Annotated in this window: 27 protein-coding genes; all 27 read right to left on the bottom strand. The window is 37.5% G+C overall.

From position 1 onward, the window contains the following. Positions 1 to 50: 50 nt before the first annotated feature. Positions 51 to 347, bottom strand: a complete 297-nt coding sequence (locus ABGV42_RS01145) for a hypothetical protein (protein WP_347379983.1) — start codon at positions 345 to 347, stop codon at positions 51 to 53. 32 nt (positions 348 to 379) lie between these two features. Further along, on the bottom strand, positions 380 to 952 hold the full coding sequence (locus ABGV42_RS01140; protein ID WP_347379982.1) for an adenylyltransferase/cytidyltransferase family protein: 573 nt from the start codon (positions 950 to 952) through the stop codon (positions 380 to 382). A gap of 11 nt (positions 953 to 963) precedes the next feature. Further along, complete coding sequence (locus ABGV42_RS01135; protein WP_347379981.1) at positions 964 to 1,305, bottom strand: type II toxin-antitoxin system PemK/MazF family toxin; 342 nt, start codon at positions 1,303 to 1,305, stop codon at positions 964 to 966. Between the two features lie 21 nt (positions 1,306 to 1,326). Further along, entirely contained in the window at positions 1,327 to 1,530 is a 204-nt protein-coding gene (locus ABGV42_RS01130) for a hypothetical protein (protein WP_347379980.1), read from the bottom strand. A gap of 34 nt (positions 1,531 to 1,564) precedes the next feature. Beyond that, positions 1,565 to 1,927: a hypothetical protein gene (locus ABGV42_RS01125; protein ID WP_347379979.1), complete on the bottom strand. Its 363-nt coding sequence runs from the start codon at positions 1,925 to 1,927 to the stop codon at positions 1,565 to 1,567. Next, the gene (locus tag ABGV42_RS01120; protein WP_347379978.1) at positions 1,920 to 2,231 is read right to left on the bottom strand and encodes a hypothetical protein; all 312 of its coding nucleotides are present in this window, start codon (positions 2,229 to 2,231) and stop codon (positions 1,920 to 1,922) included. Before ABGV42_RS01120 ends, ABGV42_RS01125 begins: the two co-directional genes overlap by 8 nt. A gap of 43 nt (positions 2,232 to 2,274) precedes the next feature. After that, positions 2,275 to 2,472, bottom strand: coding sequence for a hypothetical protein (locus ABGV42_RS01115; protein ID WP_347379977.1), 198 nt, complete (start codon positions 2,470 to 2,472; stop codon positions 2,275 to 2,277). A gap of 94 nt (positions 2,473 to 2,566) precedes the next feature. Then, positions 2,567 to 2,908, bottom strand: a complete 342-nt coding sequence (locus ABGV42_RS01110; protein WP_347379976.1) for a hypothetical protein — start codon at positions 2,906 to 2,908, stop codon at positions 2,567 to 2,569. 775 nt (positions 2,909 to 3,683) lie between these two features. Continuing rightward, a complete protein-coding gene (locus ABGV42_RS01105) occupies positions 3,684 to 3,962 on the bottom strand; it encodes a hypothetical protein (protein WP_347379975.1) in 279 nt (92 codons plus the stop codon). 15 nt (positions 3,963 to 3,977) lie between these two features. Beyond that, positions 3,978 to 4,595 (bottom strand): NUDIX domain-containing protein, encoded by a 618-nt coding sequence (locus tag ABGV42_RS01100; RefSeq protein WP_347379974.1) that lies wholly within the window; start codon positions 4,593 to 4,595, stop codon positions 3,978 to 3,980. A gap of 12 nt (positions 4,596 to 4,607) precedes the next feature. Then, the gene (locus tag ABGV42_RS01095; RefSeq protein WP_347379973.1) at positions 4,608 to 4,793 is read right to left on the bottom strand and encodes a hypothetical protein; all 186 of its coding nucleotides are present in this window, start codon (positions 4,791 to 4,793) and stop codon (positions 4,608 to 4,610) included. Beyond that, on the bottom strand, positions 4,786 to 5,127 hold the full coding sequence (locus tag ABGV42_RS01090; RefSeq protein WP_347379972.1) for a hypothetical protein: 342 nt from the start codon (positions 5,125 to 5,127) through the stop codon (positions 4,786 to 4,788). The genes ABGV42_RS01095 and ABGV42_RS01090 overlap by 8 nt, the downstream gene beginning before the upstream one ends. Next, positions 5,115 to 5,336 (bottom strand): hypothetical protein, encoded by a 222-nt coding sequence (locus ABGV42_RS01085; protein WP_347379971.1) that lies wholly within the window; start codon positions 5,334 to 5,336, stop codon positions 5,115 to 5,117. Before ABGV42_RS01085 ends, ABGV42_RS01090 begins: the two co-directional genes overlap by 13 nt. 23 nt (positions 5,337 to 5,359) lie before the next feature. After that, positions 5,360 to 6,511, bottom strand: coding sequence for a DUF4046 domain-containing protein (locus ABGV42_RS01080; RefSeq protein WP_347379970.1), 1,152 nt, complete (start codon positions 6,509 to 6,511; stop codon positions 5,360 to 5,362). 30 nt (positions 6,512 to 6,541) lie between these two features. Beyond that, the gene (locus ABGV42_RS01075; protein ID WP_347379969.1) at positions 6,542 to 6,871 is read right to left on the bottom strand and encodes a hypothetical protein; all 330 of its coding nucleotides are present in this window, start codon (positions 6,869 to 6,871) and stop codon (positions 6,542 to 6,544) included. Between the two features lie 118 nt (positions 6,872 to 6,989). Beyond that, positions 6,990 to 7,415: a disulfide oxidoreductase gene (locus ABGV42_RS01070; protein ID WP_347379968.1), complete on the bottom strand. Its 426-nt coding sequence runs from the start codon at positions 7,413 to 7,415 to the stop codon at positions 6,990 to 6,992. Then, positions 7,412 to 8,101: a DsbA family protein gene (locus ABGV42_RS01065; protein ID WP_347379967.1), complete on the bottom strand. Its 690-nt coding sequence runs from the start codon at positions 8,099 to 8,101 to the stop codon at positions 7,412 to 7,414. The genes ABGV42_RS01070 and ABGV42_RS01065 overlap by 4 nt, the downstream gene beginning before the upstream one ends. 109 nt (positions 8,102 to 8,210) lie before the next feature. Then, positions 8,211 to 8,492 carry a hypothetical protein gene (locus tag ABGV42_RS01060; RefSeq protein WP_347379966.1) on the bottom strand — a complete coding sequence of 94 codons (282 nt, stop codon included), beginning with the start codon at positions 8,490 to 8,492 and terminating at the stop codon, positions 8,211 to 8,213. A 109-nt stretch (positions 8,493 to 8,601) separates the two neighbouring features. Continuing rightward, positions 8,602 to 9,225 carry a hypothetical protein gene (locus tag ABGV42_RS01055; protein ID WP_347379965.1) on the bottom strand — a complete coding sequence of 208 codons (624 nt, stop codon included), beginning with the start codon at positions 9,223 to 9,225 and terminating at the stop codon, positions 8,602 to 8,604. Positions 9,226 to 9,307: 82 nt separating this feature from the next. After that, positions 9,308 to 9,577, bottom strand: a complete 270-nt coding sequence (locus ABGV42_RS01050) for a hypothetical protein (protein WP_347379964.1) — start codon at positions 9,575 to 9,577, stop codon at positions 9,308 to 9,310. Between the two features lie 327 nt (positions 9,578 to 9,904). Further along, a complete protein-coding gene (locus ABGV42_RS01045) occupies positions 9,905 to 11,233 on the bottom strand; it encodes a hypothetical protein (protein WP_347379963.1) in 1,329 nt (442 codons plus the stop codon). 119 nt (positions 11,234 to 11,352) lie between these two features. Beyond that, positions 11,353 to 11,703, bottom strand: a complete 351-nt coding sequence (locus tag ABGV42_RS01040; protein WP_347379962.1) for a GNAT family N-acetyltransferase — start codon at positions 11,701 to 11,703, stop codon at positions 11,353 to 11,355. A 193-nt stretch (positions 11,704 to 11,896) separates the two neighbouring features. Next, on the bottom strand, positions 11,897 to 12,421 hold the full coding sequence (locus tag ABGV42_RS01035) for a hypothetical protein (RefSeq protein WP_347379961.1): 525 nt from the start codon (positions 12,419 to 12,421) through the stop codon (positions 11,897 to 11,899). A 167-nt stretch (positions 12,422 to 12,588) separates the two neighbouring features. Further along, on the bottom strand, positions 12,589 to 13,134 hold the full coding sequence (locus tag ABGV42_RS01030; RefSeq protein ID WP_347379960.1) for a hypothetical protein: 546 nt from the start codon (positions 13,132 to 13,134) through the stop codon (positions 12,589 to 12,591). A gap of 28 nt (positions 13,135 to 13,162) precedes the next feature. Next, entirely contained in the window at positions 13,163 to 13,753 is a 591-nt protein-coding gene (locus tag ABGV42_RS01025; RefSeq protein WP_347379959.1) for a hypothetical protein, read from the bottom strand. A gap of 14 nt (positions 13,754 to 13,767) precedes the next feature. Then, the gene (locus ABGV42_RS01020; protein WP_431523591.1) at positions 13,768 to 14,220 is read right to left on the bottom strand and encodes a DNA-entry nuclease; all 453 of its coding nucleotides are present in this window, start codon (positions 14,218 to 14,220) and stop codon (positions 13,768 to 13,770) included. 156 nt (positions 14,221 to 14,376) lie between these two features. Then, the gene (locus ABGV42_RS01015; RefSeq protein ID WP_347379958.1) at positions 14,377 to 15,000 is read right to left on the bottom strand and encodes a hypothetical protein; all 624 of its coding nucleotides are present in this window, start codon (positions 14,998 to 15,000) and stop codon (positions 14,377 to 14,379) included. Positions 15,001 to 15,014: the final 14 nt, after the last annotated feature.

Below are 15,014 nucleotides of genomic sequence, written 5' to 3'. Positions count from 1 at the left end.
GTATCTCTACTAATACTTAATCTAAATGAACGGATTCCGGAGTTATTGAATTATTTTCGCTTACCCAATTGGGCCTGCTCCAAATATCTGACCATCTCACTGAATGTAGTTGATGTATTTACTACATATGCAGTACTTGTTGCAATCTCCCAGATAATAATTAAACTTGAGTGACCGAAACCATTTCCTTCCCATTCTTTATGAACGTAGATATGATAATCCTCGAGTTTCTTGCGGCAAACTGGAATAACTAAGCGCTCGCTATTTCCATAAGGCTGTACCTGCAATTTTCCGCTTTCCTTAAATTTGTGAGGGATAGCCCTAGCTTTCCTGGTAATGTCGAACACAGTTATTCAACTCCCTAAATTTACTGTACATATTATTGTCTTAATTGTTGATAGTATTCGTGCTGCCATAAGTAATGCTGAATTTCCTCGAAACGGTGATGCGTATTAACATGTGTATAAGCAGCATAAGTAGTAAAATCTCCAATTGCAACTGCTTCTCGTAGCTGGGTTGCGCTAATATCAACTACAGCGTTACGTTGCAATACTACAAATTCCAGGTTTGCTTGATCTTCTGGATAGAACCAATCAGATCGACCCTCATCATCAGAGTAGATGAGTCCTTGAATGTCTGCTCCGTATCCCTGCTTAGCATAGTCAAGTAACCACCTGCCCCATTCACCGTTATTATCATTTTCATGAGTTCTATCAGGAATAAGTACAGTTACAACTGAATCACCGTAAATATCATGCCAGAGCTTTGCCCGAAGTTCAGCGGGTAAAGGATTACGAATTGTGAATGGGGATTGAATACCATCAATCTGAGACGATCCAATACCAATAATCACCTTTTCAGCTAATTCAAGTCCTTTGTCAACTACAGAACAATGCCCTAGATGAGGAGGTTGAAATCTACCTGTGTAAAGAAGATTCGAATATTTTGTCATAGTTATTCCCCCTAAATAATACGCGAGTAATCGATAACTGAGAGGAAGTTCTCATAGTCTTCGTCGATTAAGTGCCCACCGATATCAGAGATGAATTCGGCTCCGACCGTGAATATTTCCCCAACTTTTATATATGATTTTTTGACCAACCCAGCAGATTGCCAAAAGCTAATGGGGTGTCTGTAAATATTGTGATAAATGTTATACTCGTCATACTGTGAAGTTATAGCATATAGAAACACAAACTCTATTGCGTCATGGTATGTACCTGCTACAGCGGCAGGTCGTACTTTAGTTTTACCGTCACCTGCCGGTAATTCGACATAGACAATATCTCCTACATTGTATCTCACATCCAATCTCTCCTAACTTTATTATTCGTCTATTTCTGATGTATTGCGTCGGATATCACGTCGTACTAAGTGTTCTTTATCAATAATCTTGAAACTTTTGTTGTAGAGTCTCAGCTGCGCATCAGAGGACATTGCCAAGCATGCCGCAGCAAGTTTAGTAGCTTCCTCAACAGTAATTCCAAGGCGTTGCGCTTCATCGGAAAGCAATTTTTGATAATCGTTCATAATTATCACTCCTATTAGTGAATTAGGTAAGTTATTAGACTCTATAAGAAGAACCTGCAAGTTGTTCTTCCTTAGTGATATCGATTTCCTCCAAACGTAAACCGGAAACGAATCCTTTATTACGTTGAACCTCTGCTTCGACACCAGAAGGGAAACATATACTAAGTACAGTATATCCTTGATAGACTAACGTAAAATCCTGATCTTTGAATTCGTAAAATCCCCAGAATCCATTACGTTTATCATCGATACTAGAGTCAGCAGTGAATCGAACTTTACGCACATTTTCAGGCGGCTGATCACCATACATACGCAGTACTTTAGGATGGTCGCAAAAGTCGTGATACACCCCGCCACTATAAAAGCAGTATTTTTCTGTTGTATATACCTCACTCATATAATTTCATCCCTTCAGCAATCTCCTGCAAGAATTCCTCATCTTCAGCGAGTCCTTCACTTTCTATGTAATCCTTCCATCCTTTGAAAGTACCGAACCCAGTGACGTCGACCATAACATCCTTTGGCACGTCTTTAAAATCATTAGTACCAATACGTATAGAAAATGATCGAGTTTCAGTGTCGATTAATAATTCCAAATCAGCCACTGAATCAGTTTCAACATTCTTCTCGAGAGGCTCTAAAATTCCTAACCGCTCAGCTTCCTCAAGTGTATAATTTACACCATTTACACTAACATACATAACGAGCACCCCCCTGTTAATTCAGGTATTGATCCATTCCATCTTACGAAGCACTGTTCATAACATCGAATGGAACAACATCTGAATCTCGGTCTTTAATATCATATTTACGCTTACCTGGTCTAACTTTAGAAATAGGCTTAACACCGTGCCAACTACCTCGACTATTACGTGGGTCATGACCAGTTGGATTTTGCCTTAATTTATGAGCCAGTTTCTTTTGCGCCGAACTTCTTGACATTTAAATTCCCCCTATAAAATATTAAATCTCGGAATCATTTACACTAACCTAATCTTTACGATAAAGTTGGTAACTAATTCCGAGAATTTAAGTACTATACCCAATTAAGCTGGGCAAAATCTTCAACGATTGACTGAGTAGTGACACCATGATGACCCATAGTATGCTTAAGGAAATCGATAATATCATCGGCAGTTTCAAACTCAGTGACAGACGCGACAACTGAACTAGATTTATACTCAATAAGAGTTAAGTAAAATTTCCCCTTAGACTTACGAGAAACTGATGTTGCCATCGCTGTATTAAAAGTAGAAGTTTCATAATTATCAGCATTAGAACCGAAAGTGTGGGATTCAAAATTCTCGAGTTCATGATTAATCTTAATGCGACCCTCGTTGTCCTCAACATGCGCTTCTCTATAAAAGATATTTTTCACTTTATTATCACTCCTTGTTAATACTAAATGTATACGATACTTACATGACAGGTATAACATACCGACTTAACATTAATCTGTTATTCGAAGCGTAAGCAACAGTTCTCCATCCGGCATTCTTGTACCTTGAAATAAGGTCGCGCAGAACTGTCATGGTTATACTATCAGGCAGGCTGAAGTAAAATCTTCTCTGACCTTTGTATCCCTTTTTAATTGCGTTGTCTATATCATATACAAGATTCGGTACTTCGTGTACATGATGCTTGTTGTCTATTGAGGAAAGATACTGAGTACTGTATGCCATTTTAGTCTAACCTACCCTCGTAATAATCTTTAATTTTATCAGATTGTACCTGAATTTTAATGATGTCAGACATTTTAGGACCATGCCTCCCCCATTTTGGGATACACATTCCGCATCCGCAGTGAATCTTACCCTTAGCGAAACTACCAGCATGTTTATAATGCCATAAAAGTTCCTTTGCAAGCTTTTTCTTACGATTAATAACACGGAAGCGATGGTGCCTGTAATATGCTTGAGTTCTCGACATAGATATCATCCCCTAAAGTGAGACTCAGCCATTAGGAATCATAGGGTAATTTCCTAATGGCTGAGGGTGATATCGGTTAAGTATAATTTCATATGTACCTCCAGATATGTATACTTTTATATTATTAACCTATCATTCTTAATCCTTAATTAATACGACTATTTAAAGATATTATAAATGAAATAACCCTATTACTCAGATAATTCCAAGTAATAGGGTTACTTTTAGTCTGGCCAGTAAAATCTGTTTCCGTCTTTATCGTAAATCTGAATGTCAAAACCTTCTGGCTCAGGATAGCAGGATGTTTCATTAATGTACTTCTCGATCTCATCGATATATTTAATCAAGTCGTCATCAGTCATATGCGTCAAAGGTACATAATATACCTTTTTACCACCGCCACCATGATAAAAGTTTACCAATTCAATAGTTCCGTTAACAACAGAAACATCACAGAATCGGCTACTACCAGAGTGGAGTTCAATACTTTTAATAAGCGTCATATATTATTCCTCCGTTTACCTGAATTGCAGCATTTCAGCTACGTTATAGCCGTTAACCTGGTAGTCATAATACATAGCTTCGTAACTCATGAGATCGAAACTCTGAATAAATACAGCGAGTTCTTCTTTAACAGATGAAGCCATCGGTGATCCAATAAAGTTGATGAAGCCACGGTTAGGTGCAAAATCATAAATTGGAGCCAATACACAACCGAAAACTTCGTTCAAATAGTTATCAGATGATCCGATATAAGCAGCGATTCGTTTCAATGCAGATGTTTCAAGTTCATAAGCAAAGGCATGTGTGTTCATTACCTTACCTGAACTCGTAGTAAAACGGTGACTACACAATGCATCGAGATGTGTAGCAATAAGATCGACATTAATTTCTTCACTTACTTCACGAAGTACAGCCTGTTCGATAGTTTCACCTGCTTCAACCTTACCTCCGGGGAACCCTAGAGTACCATCATAACGGTTAATGAAAAATACCAAAGGTACTCTGCGTTGCCGTTCTTCGTCACTTAACAGCGTATTGCTAAGATAAGGCTGGAAATCAGTAGAGTACAAAATTGCGAATGCTGCACCAATTGCACCAGGTTCTTGGTATCCAATACTTTTACGTTCTACCATAATAATCCTCCGTTATTCATTCAAATTTTTTATAATGTGGTCAATATCTTCACCCGAAGCTAAATCGGAATATAATGCCTTCATCATTAATTTTGCCCCACCTTTAGCACTTAAAGGCGGCTCATCGTGAAAATCATGTGTCTCAATTTTCTCAATATACGCCCGAACTAATTTCAACACTTCTTCGCGCTCAGACATGGCTAGTGTAATCTCCGATTATTTTACAAACAGGGAATTTAACGAACCCACTGTCAATATACATATCAGTTCTTGATACGAGTCCAGCTTCAACAAGAGTATCTACGAGTCCCTCGCGAAAATTATTTTCAGATAGGACAATCTCATCGGGAGCAAGACCAAAAGGAACCTCACCATGTAAATTGACACTGACTATCTCCATTTCTGGTGTTCGTGCAAAATAATTAAAAGGCAAGAGCACCATTGCTATCCAATTACCCATCGGATATCGAGTCAAATGCACATAACGATGCTCACCTCTAAAATTAATTTCACCTATAACTACCGATTCCATGAATACCCCTCCACAATTCGAATTTCATCCAAATCGAGATAATCTGAAATACCTGGATGATATTTACTTACAGCGCTAAATGATTCTATATTCCCATTAGCATCGAATCTAGCACTACCTGTAACAGTATCACCTCGGTCAAAAACTTTGACAATGTTACCCCAGTTGTCCCAGTAAACATCTTTAACAATTTCTACAGTTATCTGCATTCGTATATTGTCACCTCCACAACTTAGTATCGATTTACTATTAGTTTATCAGGATGTAATAGAGCGTACTTCTTTAAACTTTTCTCATGTATCAGGATAAAATGTAGCATCTTTATACCCTTAATCTCACCACACCGATAAAGATAGGATAGTTTCTGACGTTCGTAACCGTAAATATTTTCAACATCTTTGGTAGTGATGTAGTCTTTAAGGTATGTAGATTTAAACTCGCTGTAGGATCTGCCACTAATCATCCCACTAATAGTAGCAGAACTAACTTTATATTCTTCCGCAATCTCCATTGAAGACATACCGTCAGTCATTTTGTCGTATATCTCCTTAAGATCAGCTTCAGTTAATTTTCTGAAATTCTTCCTGTTTAACTCAGTTATTTTATCTCGGTCGAAAAATCTTTTACCTTTTATAGACTCCCAGTCTTTATCGGGATAAGCAAAATTTAGCACCTTATATAAATTTTTATCGAACCTTTGTAAGATGAATCTGCCTTCGCCTTCGCTGAAATGCTTAGGTGTAATGTTGTTTTTAATGCTACTGTAATTTCTAAAACCGAGCGTTTCCTTTATATAATGTCTTACAGCGAGACGTAATTCTTCATCGTTTCCTAAAGCATTTCTGAAATCAGTAATATATAAATTGTACTCAGGGAAAGCCAGATTAAGTATACTGAATATCCCGGCTTTATTGTCCTTATATAAAGTTCGGTATCCTTCTAATAAGTGCTTCATCCCGTGTTCTGCGAATATATCAGTGACTATTCTAGATGCAACAATCTCATCTTTAGTCATCTTTAATTTCTCATTAAATAACCATCTGACCGCGTAAATAATGTTGTCTTGATTAAAAAAGTAGTTAGGAGGGATGTTCTTTAATTCCCAAGGTTTTATATCATGTTCAGGAAAACAATAGTCTACCACGCTATTAATACTACCAAAAAGCGTGGTAAATCCCCCGTACAACTTATATTTTAATATTAGGTCATGTCCAATGTTTTCAACGATCTGCTTACGATCCATATGGAGGATTTCCTGAAATAAGTATCGAATACATCTGCGGAAACTATCATGCCCGTTATTACCTGGTGACCAAGTAAAAGGTGGAAATGACCTTCTGTTACCCTGAAGTATTTCAAGATAGATGTCCTCGACTGTTTTCATTACAGACTCTCCTATAGTAATTTATTAGGCTTATTCTGGTTCGTACCCCGTGTACAACAAAACCCTACTATCTTTAACGTACATTTGAGGGTCAGTTTGTGTTACATTATCACCAAAAATTTTAGTGTTGAGATAGTAAATTAGCTGTGAATTAAGATCCCCGTATTGAGGTTGTGCGGATAATGCATCGTGCGTAGCCTTCCAGAAAGGTGATGTAAAATCTACCAGTTGGTTGATATCACCGATCTCGTAGTTATTGTTAAAATTACCATTGATAATACAGTTATCGATAGCCTTCTCAATAAAGTCGAAATGGAAGCAGGAGTAGAGCTGTTCCTTGAAATCAAAGTCGTTTTTCATAAGTGTCACCTCATATATAAGTTGAAAATTCTTCTTAGAATTATTCTTCTTATAGTATTCAGTTGACCATTCAATGATTAATAAGAAAAGGCGACAATACAATATTGCCGCCCTCTAATTATCTATTTTTATTTAAACGGCTACCGATAATTAGCAGCACGGAGATGATCAAGAAGGCAACCATCGACATGAATGGAATTGTAATAAATCCAAAGAATTCAAGCTGTTTAGTACTACAAGGAATACCAACTTTGCATGGTGCAATTTGATCAATCCAAGGTAATTTTTGTTTTCCGTAATGATATAAAGCGATAAAGAATCCGAGTATACTGAAAGGCATCGCATAACCTACAATTTTGTTATCCTGCTTTAATGCTCCCCGCCCAAGTAAATATATCAAAGGGTACATTAAAATACGCTGATACCAACATAAATTGCAAGGGTTAAAATGCATTACCTCACTCAAGAATAAACTACCTCCGGTAGCCACCAGAGACACTACCCAAGAAAGATAAAGGTAGTTATACTTTAGAAAGCTTCTCATTGAGCGTCGCCAGCTTTCAAGTCAGCTTTAGCTTCTTCGATTGCTTCTTTAACAGATTCATAGTTATTTCCGTCAACCAACTTTTTACCATTGATAAACAATGTAGGTGTAGAACTTACTCCGTTATCCTTAGCCCATGCGTTCTGAGCTTTCACACTATCCGCATAAGTTCCACCTTTGATATCTTTAAGCAATTGACCCATATCTACATCGAGTTCAGCAGTATTAGCGGCAGAGATCAGATTTTCAGGTGTTGCCCAAACTTCACTCTCATCAGGTTGGTGTGAATAAATGAAATCATAAAATTTCCAGAACTCTTCTGGTTTTTGATTGTAAATTGCCATACCTGCTTCAGCAGCAGTAGTAGAATCAGGTCCAATGAAAGGCATACTTGCAAAATAGAAATCAACGTCACCACTATCAATGTAATCGGCAGTCAGCTGTGGTTTGATAGTAGTTGCAAAGTATGAACATGCAGGACACTTGAAGTCCCCAACTTCGACTATCTTAATTGGTGCAGTACCAGAACCAATAACAGGTATATCATCGTAACTCATTTCAGCAATTACATCCTGTTTTGCTAGCGCAAATCCTAGCGTAGTTAGTAGTGCGACCACTACCAAGATAGTCATAACAATTGTAAATTTGCTAGTCCCTTTGGTCTTTTTTGCGTATGAAGTTTTCATATGTACCTCCGAATAGATTAGTAAGTTAGACTAATAAGATAATAAAATTAGATTAATAGTCTTTCTCTTTATATACTACCTAATTAATACGCATCATATGGGACTAGTTCTATAGTTTAGTAACTTCTTTAATCCAGATAGCGTCGCCATCTTCACCCATAGCAGCCGGATAGTAACTTGCAGAGTATTTTACTGCAAAACGCGTATAGTTGAATTCAACAGCTGTTTTATAAGTACCGTGAAAAAGTTCACCATCTTCGTAAAACTCATCAGATTCAGCCCGAATTACACGTGTCATTTCAGCAATAAAATCGCGTGTCTGAGAAGCCCCGATACCCATTTCAATAAGTTTCGATTCTTCAACAATATTGTAAATTAGTCCTTGATACATTGTTATATTCCCCCCAATTAATTAACTATATTTTTCCTATACACCTTAATTCATTTACTTATTTTTTGATATAAAAAAGCCAGGAAATAATCCCTGGCTTTAATTGATATTAAACAACATCTACGTTTTTTCGTGAGTTGTAACCCATATAATCGTCCTCGACATGTTCCCAACGAATTCCATTCCAAACTTCTTGACGTACTGCATAATGGTACATGCGCAATGCGATTTCACGCATATCAGTTATATGTCCCAATTTACAATGATCACGGAATTTGATGAGTTCTTCAAGAATATCGAAGTCAGCGTAATAGTTGCTAATAATATCAATGAGTTTCTCTAGCGAAGGGATCCACCAAACAAACTCATTACCATATCCATTACGTGTTAAATAAGCTAATTCTTGCGTATTGTCCTCAGGTTCCCACTTATACAATTGCCGGAAGTGTTCTTCCGGAGACCAGTGAGGAAAGTCATAATTGTGTTTCGCATTATACTGAATACCCATAATTTGTTGTGACAAATCGGTAGGGCTAAAATTCACACCACCTTCAAGATACATAATATCAGCATCTTCACCACGAACAAATTTAAGATCGAAGGGGTTTATAGCAATACGTTCGCTATAACCTTTAAGTGTATTGACCCCAACTAGAATTGTCTCACCTGCAGGAATTCCATGACGATGAATCTCACCGAAAAAGCTGTAAAATCCGCTGTTCTCGTCTGACATGATACATCCCTGTAGATTAAGGCTACGCCTACACATTTCAATGTACTCTTTATTCATTGGTAGTCACCTCAACATTTAGTCATTAATACGTATTAACAGTGTGTACCGTATCCCCTGAGTGACACTCACCTATATAAGTCCATACACCATTTTCTTTAATGAATGTAGTAAATGTGTTAAGTCCGTTGACTGAATCAGCCGGCGATCCAACTTGAACGTAAGTTTCGCCGTTCCAGTGCGGAGGTAATATATTTACAAAGTACATAACAAATTCCTCGTCAACTGTTTCGCCTACATTTACAAATTTGTCGAAATTTATTTGTGATTCCATCCACTCGTTGTAAGTTTTCATGTTTGTTTCCTCCTTTATCGTGAATTAAGCGTACCCACGGTGATATTTCTCACCTAAGTGGCATCGACCGTAGTATACCCAGTTCCCCGTAAAAGGATCTTTACTGAAAGTAAAGAATGTGTCTCTACCGTCGATGAATCCGTGTCCTGGCCCAATTTGAAGGTAACTTCCGTTATACTTTACTATAATGCGTCTACTATAAAAGTGATCGATGATCTCCCAATTAACATAGTCCCCTACATCGACAAAATCATCGAAATTTACACCTGGCTTCCAATCGTGAAGATATTTCATATTTATTTTCCGCTGCCCTCCGTTGTAATACAATCAGATTTCCTTACGTACCTGATTGATACCGACCCAATAAGGTCGAACAAAGGTTTCCCCGTCCTGTAAATCGATACCGTATTCCTTAGCACGTTCAATAGCATCCTCGGAAGCTTTTCTACCTTCAGGTAATTTTCGTGTCGTGTAAATTCGCTGATGACTGCGCTGTTTTCCACCTTTTCGAGACTTACCTTCAGATTCTCTACTAGGACTGTATACCTCGTACTGTACATAAATATTTGTATCGTTTAATGCAGGATCATATAAATCCTCAACTTCTTTGATCGCGTAAATGCGTTTCCGGTCCTTAGGTAAATCACAAGTCAAATCACAGTAAAGTTCAAGAATAAAGTTCTCGAAAATATTATGCGCATGATCTTCAGCCAAGAAATCAGCCCCAGCATACTTATAGCCACAGAAAAACTCTCCGGTATTAGGGAAGAAGTACCCCATTGTACTGTCTCCATAGAGGTCTGTCATCTTGTAAAGCATGACCAATCTTCCATCATAGGTTAAATCTTCCATGAAGAGTACTTCACGATATTTACCCGCATTTTTAAGTCGAACAGTAACTCCTTTGCGGTCGATAATATACTTACGCTCAGTTGCCAATAGATCTTTGTAAACTGAAGTATCTTTATACAACCGTAACTTTTCAGGAGTGTTAGTGAAATGTCCCACCCATTCTTTAGGGTAGATATTCATAGTTCGTTGATTAAGTAGTGCGATCATATGAATCAGTGTTACAGTATAACTTTGCTCGTTACGCTGAGTATCCCAATTGTTTAAGTATAATTCACGCGTACGCTCAACATATTTCTCAGCCTTAATCTTGCCGTTGTTAAAATCTATAGTTGTCTGATAAAATTCGTTATCATAATCGCCATAATATTGGGGGCGTTCGATCCACTCAGTATTATCCTTAGTGAGTCCCACAATGAAAGTATCTCGATCCCAAGTAAATGACATCCAAGTTTCCATCATTTCCGAAACCAAAATATCAATCAGCGAATCGCGCTTAATATTATTGTTGATAACATGGCATAGTTCAACCCATTGGCGTCTATAATTGTTTTCTTCAATGTACTTAACCAGTTCCAAGTGAGCTGAGCGGCGATGCTTCTTATACGCATTATAATTAATTCTGCAAAGGAGGATTAATTTTTCATAACGGTGCAATAAGTCCTTAGCGGTGTCATTATCAGTATGTATATAGGAATTCAAAATAATTTCCTCTGCCTGGAAGCGTTCTATTTTAAGTTTCTGAGCTTCAGCACCCATTTCAACGATCATCTCATGTTTTTGACGTCTGAAGGTAATATTAGACAAATCTATCACTCCTAATATATTATATTCTATTAGTCTTTCAACCTACTTTAATGATAAGGACATCTAAAGGATTATATAAATAAGCAAAATAAAACGCCAGCCTTAGCTGACGTTAGTAATTAGTGCAGTGGTCGGTATACCAAATCTATATCTGTAAAATCTGATCCTCGACGATTAGTATCGAATCCATTGTTATGATAGAAAATTTCCAACCAACTTGGTGTATCACCCTCAGGGTCAACTGCGATTAGGATGATAGGTTTTCCAACTTGAGCCGAATATTCTCGAATTTTTCGGATAATCTCAGTACCGATTCCGTTACGACGTTGCTCCTCATGTACATCGATATTAGCCAGTGAGATGAAGTTGGAGTACTCATACACCTCAACAATTGCATGCTCATTTTCAAAGAGGCTACTAATATCAACGATTCCAAGTGAGCTGGAACTACTAGCCATATTCTCGATCATGATGTTTTTCGAAATCGTACCCTACGACTCTACTTCTCCTTCTTTGTAAATAAAAGCTGACACTGTTAATGTCAGCTTTAGGGTAGTTATTAAAATTTAATTGATATTGCTTTATATGTAGTGACTATGATGTAATTCGTGATGTGCTCTCAATTAATCACGTTGTAGTAGAATAAGAGCAGCTTGGATATGTTTAACTATTCTGGTTATATCCCATTTTCCGAAGTTCCTGGGCTTTCCACCTAGCCAATAATTCATCCATAGCAGGGGTTGTTGAATACTTACCTTGTAAAATATCTCTTGCGAGCTGATAAGCAGTCTCTTGGACTTTAGCTGATGAATAATCAGCATAGTTCCAACGTCTACTGCCAGTCAAATCTGCAACAGTTTCCTCAGTGTAGGGACGTCTGCCATCGAGTCCAATTAAAAGGTTATAATCAGTATTACGGAAAGTTCTTACGATAGCTAAAGCATTTTCGTAATAGAGTGGAGTTTCAGATTTACCTGCCTGATACTCGCTGTACCGTCGGTGAGCCAAGTTAATAGCTTCATCACTGGTGATAATCTTTAAATTTTCAGTCTCTTTATTCATAACGGCATATCCGATTGCTTCACCAGGTCTAAAATCTTCCGAACCAGCACTCCGACTGAAAGTTGCAGCGACAACAAACATAATCCGGTGATTCGTAAGTTCTATGTGCTGTAGGTCTATTTTCACAAGTTTTCATCCCCTTAGGCCTTTAGTCCTACCCCCAGCTACCTTATTATACCACAACTATAGTCCCAAATCAACCTTGCTTTTACCATTATTTCTTAATAACTGCTAAGATTCGGGTTCAGTAAACACTGTGTTCCCCACACCCTATATTCATAAAAACGAAATATTTAAACCTCAAGTTCATGGATAGCACTAACCAATGCTCCACCAAGATAGAAGTCATTGATCAATTTCAAAAGTGCGTCGCTAGAAGGAATTATACCATTCACAATAGCTGTAATTCGTTCTCTAGCGGCTTCAGATTCGCTAACATTATAAGCGTCACTTTCTGCTACAGGATCGGAAACAGTTTCGGAATTAAGTAGAGATGCTCCTTCAACTATTCCGCGAAGTGAGAAATGCTCAGTTCCATCTTTATGATTCATCTTAGCATGATGAATAGCATTGTTAAAGTATAAGCTGTTGTTGATTCCCTTATACTCATTATTTTCGCAATAAGAATAACTTAAAGTGAATGCTTCATCGCGAGTTAATGCATAATACTCACCATTATCTAGAAATTGAATGATATAACCGATAATTCCAGGTGGTGTAGCGTAGTAATTGAATGTTCCAGATTTCTTCTGGTTCAAACCGAATACAATAGCACCAAATACAGTACAAGGTGCGATGTTAACATTTTCCTCATACCGTTTATAAATTGATTTTAGCATAATTGTCTCCTCTGCTGTAAGTAGTTTGTTATATAGAGTCCTGGGTATAAGGCCAGTCTCCAGATCTGTAATAGTAAAATGCTATCTTTGATTCGTCAGTAGTTCTCAAATAAATTTCATCCTCGTTGCGTGTGACTATTGTTCTATTACGTGCTGTCTTATAGATATGATCGTGTGGATTAAGTTCTCTGCTGATAAAAAGGTTAACTAGAGTTGTTTGCGGGTTATTGAAATATATACGTGCCAGATTGTCAAATACCTCAATATGATCGAAATTTTTAACCCCAGTATTTATCAACACAACATCGGGACGCATATTATAACAATGGTCAATATAACTATCTACGTGGGTTTCGTAGTAATTATTGATATGCATATTGAGGAATATTGCTTGTTTTTGATCATGATCTAAGTGAAACTTACCTCCGATTCTCCGAGCGATTAAGTCCTTTACCCGATCACAACTGCCGCTCAACACCAGCACAGATTTATTCATCGATGCGTAATGATCAGCCATAGCAGCAAGCAAATAATCTACCACCAGAGAACTGTTTATCCCAACGATCGAATAATCACCTTGGGGCATAAAATCCTGAATAATCTTTTCAATATGAGCCAATGTAAAATTCTCCTTTATTTTACGATTATTTCAACCCTTGTACCATTGGGAAAGTCTTCAAGTTGATTACCTACCCAACTTCCTGCACCACGATTATCGGAAGGGGATATGTATTTAATATCGGCACCTTCACCACCTTCTTCACACATTGCCATTGGCCACTCGTCACGGTCAAATCCCTTTTTGGTTGGAATACCTTTTAAAGATAATTTCCGATTCTCTTCGGCTCCGTCGCGGTCGATAGTACAGATTCTTGACTCTCCGTTAGCGATAGCTTCCTTAATGTGCTCGGCTGTTTCGGGATATTTACTGCTTGGAAATACTAGCTGATGATCTGCTTCGACAACTATAGGATCCTTGTCTATAATCTTATTGATCTCATCGGTAAATAATGCATATATAGAGAATATTATACCGATACCTACCATAATAGTTGCAACGAATTTGTCGACCTTCTTCTTTTTCACGTTGTCCCTCAATCCCTGTGTATTTTCCGTTACTTCTTATATACGCTAATAAAAAATCCCTCTTATCCTTAATCATTAGGAATCAAGAGGGACTATATAATAGCTGTGAAAGGTGCATTTTATGCAAGTGAATTTTAATTTCGATATATACTGTTTTTATTTACTGTCTGCAATATATAGTTGCAGCGCTTCAATTACGTCATCTTTCATCACCTCAGTTGTCCAAACATAGTTTTCGATTGCACCATCCCCAGGGGTCGTGGAGTCAGTGCACGATGTTACGAATATATTATTCATTTGTGTTGTTACAATATAATCGAAGCTTTCGCCAATATTAGTAGTATCAGCAGTAAGGAAATTCATTGTACAGTACAATCGGGAATCCCCTACAATACGGTACACGTAAAATTCCTCTTCTGTAGATTCACAATCCTCTGCTATATGGAATGACACTTCATAATTTGTTGTATTAGAGTCGATATCGTACATGATGTCAAGTGAAACTAATTTTTGCCCGGACTTCATCATAGTTTCATACCCAATTAACGTACCCTGTAATCTAATTGCTGTTGCTTTCAGCGTCATTAAGTGACTTTCGATAGAATCTTCATAATCCAGTCGTGACTTCTCTAATGCTTCTAAATTTGGTGTTATTCTAATAATGTGTCCGCTATCTTTTACTTTTGTGATGAGTCCTTCAGTATATTCAATTGCATGTTTAACAAATGTCAAGTTATGTTGTACAGCGATATAATCAGCAGCTGTCATAATTTTATCCAAGTCGATACCTCCAG

The sequence above is a fragment of the Paenibacillus pabuli genome, from assembly GCF_039831995.1.
In the GTDB taxonomy this organism is placed as follows: domain Bacteria; phylum Bacillota; class Bacilli; order Paenibacillales; family Paenibacillaceae; genus Paenibacillus; species Paenibacillus pabuli_C.
This window is presented reverse-complemented; position numbering and strand designations above follow the sequence as displayed.

What these genes read in the sequence shown, in the direction of transcription:
- ABGV42_RS01085 (WP_347379971.1), bottom strand. Translation starts at nt 5,336, where the DNA reads ATGCAGATAACTGTAGAAATTGTTAAAGATGTTTACTGGGACAACTGG.
- ABGV42_RS01055 (WP_347379965.1), bottom strand. Translation starts at nt 9,225, where the DNA reads ATGTCAGACGAGAACAGCGGATTTTACAGCTTTTTCGGTGAGATTCAT.
- ABGV42_RS01105 (WP_347379975.1), bottom strand. Translation starts at nt 3,962, where the DNA reads ATGACGCTTATTAAAAGTATTGAACTCCACTCTGGTAGTAGCCGATTC.
- ABGV42_RS01030 (WP_347379960.1), bottom strand. Translation starts at nt 13,134, where the DNA reads ATGCTAAAATCAATTTATAAACGGTATGAGGAAAATGTTAACATCGCA.
- ABGV42_RS01100 (WP_347379974.1), bottom strand. Translation starts at nt 4,595, where the DNA reads ATGGTAGAACGTAAAAGTATTGGATACCAAGAACCTGGTGCAATTGGT.
- ABGV42_RS01130 (WP_347379980.1), bottom strand. Translation starts at nt 1,530, where the DNA reads ATGAACGATTATCAAAAATTGCTTTCCGATGAAGCGCAACGCCTTGGA.
- ABGV42_RS01120 (WP_347379978.1), bottom strand. Translation starts at nt 2,231, where the DNA reads ATGTATGTTAGTGTAAATGGTGTAAATTATACACTTGAGGAAGCTGAG.
- ABGV42_RS01080 (WP_347379970.1), bottom strand. Translation starts at nt 6,511, where the DNA reads ATGAAAACAGTCGAGGACATCTATCTTGAAATACTTCAGGGTAACAGA.
- ABGV42_RS01065 (WP_347379967.1), bottom strand. Translation starts at nt 8,101, where the DNA reads ATGAAAACTTCATACGCAAAAAAGACCAAAGGGACTAGCAAATTTACA.
- ABGV42_RS01075 (WP_347379969.1), bottom strand. Translation starts at nt 6,871, where the DNA reads ATGAAAAACGACTTTGATTTCAAGGAACAGCTCTACTCCTGCTTCCAT.
- ABGV42_RS01090 (WP_347379972.1), bottom strand. Translation starts at nt 5,127, where the DNA reads ATGGAATCGGTAGTTATAGGTGAAATTAATTTTAGAGGTGAGCATCGT.
- ABGV42_RS01040 (WP_347379962.1), bottom strand. Translation starts at nt 11,703, where the DNA reads ATGATCGAGAATATGGCTAGTAGTTCCAGCTCACTTGGAATCGTTGAT.
- ABGV42_RS01140 (WP_347379982.1), bottom strand. Translation starts at nt 952, where the DNA reads ATGACAAAATATTCGAATCTTCTTTACACAGGTAGATTTCAACCTCCT.
- ABGV42_RS01050 (WP_347379964.1), bottom strand. Translation starts at nt 9,577, where the DNA reads ATGAAAACTTACAACGAGTGGATGGAATCACAAATAAATTTCGACAAA.
- ABGV42_RS01125 (WP_347379979.1), bottom strand. Translation starts at nt 1,927, where the DNA reads ATGAGTGAGGTATATACAACAGAAAAATACTGCTTTTATAGTGGCGGG.
- ABGV42_RS01060 (WP_347379966.1), bottom strand. Translation starts at nt 8,492, where the DNA reads ATGTATCAAGGACTAATTTACAATATTGTTGAAGAATCGAAACTTATT.
- ABGV42_RS01115 (WP_347379977.1), bottom strand. Translation starts at nt 2,472, where the DNA reads ATGTCAAGAAGTTCGGCGCAAAAGAAACTGGCTCATAAATTAAGGCAA.
- ABGV42_RS01095 (WP_347379973.1), bottom strand. Translation starts at nt 4,793, where the DNA reads ATGTCTGAGCGCGAAGAAGTGTTGAAATTAGTTCGGGCGTATATTGAG.
- ABGV42_RS01070 (WP_347379968.1), bottom strand. Translation starts at nt 7,415, where the DNA reads ATGAGAAGCTTTCTAAAGTATAACTACCTTTATCTTTCTTGGGTAGTG.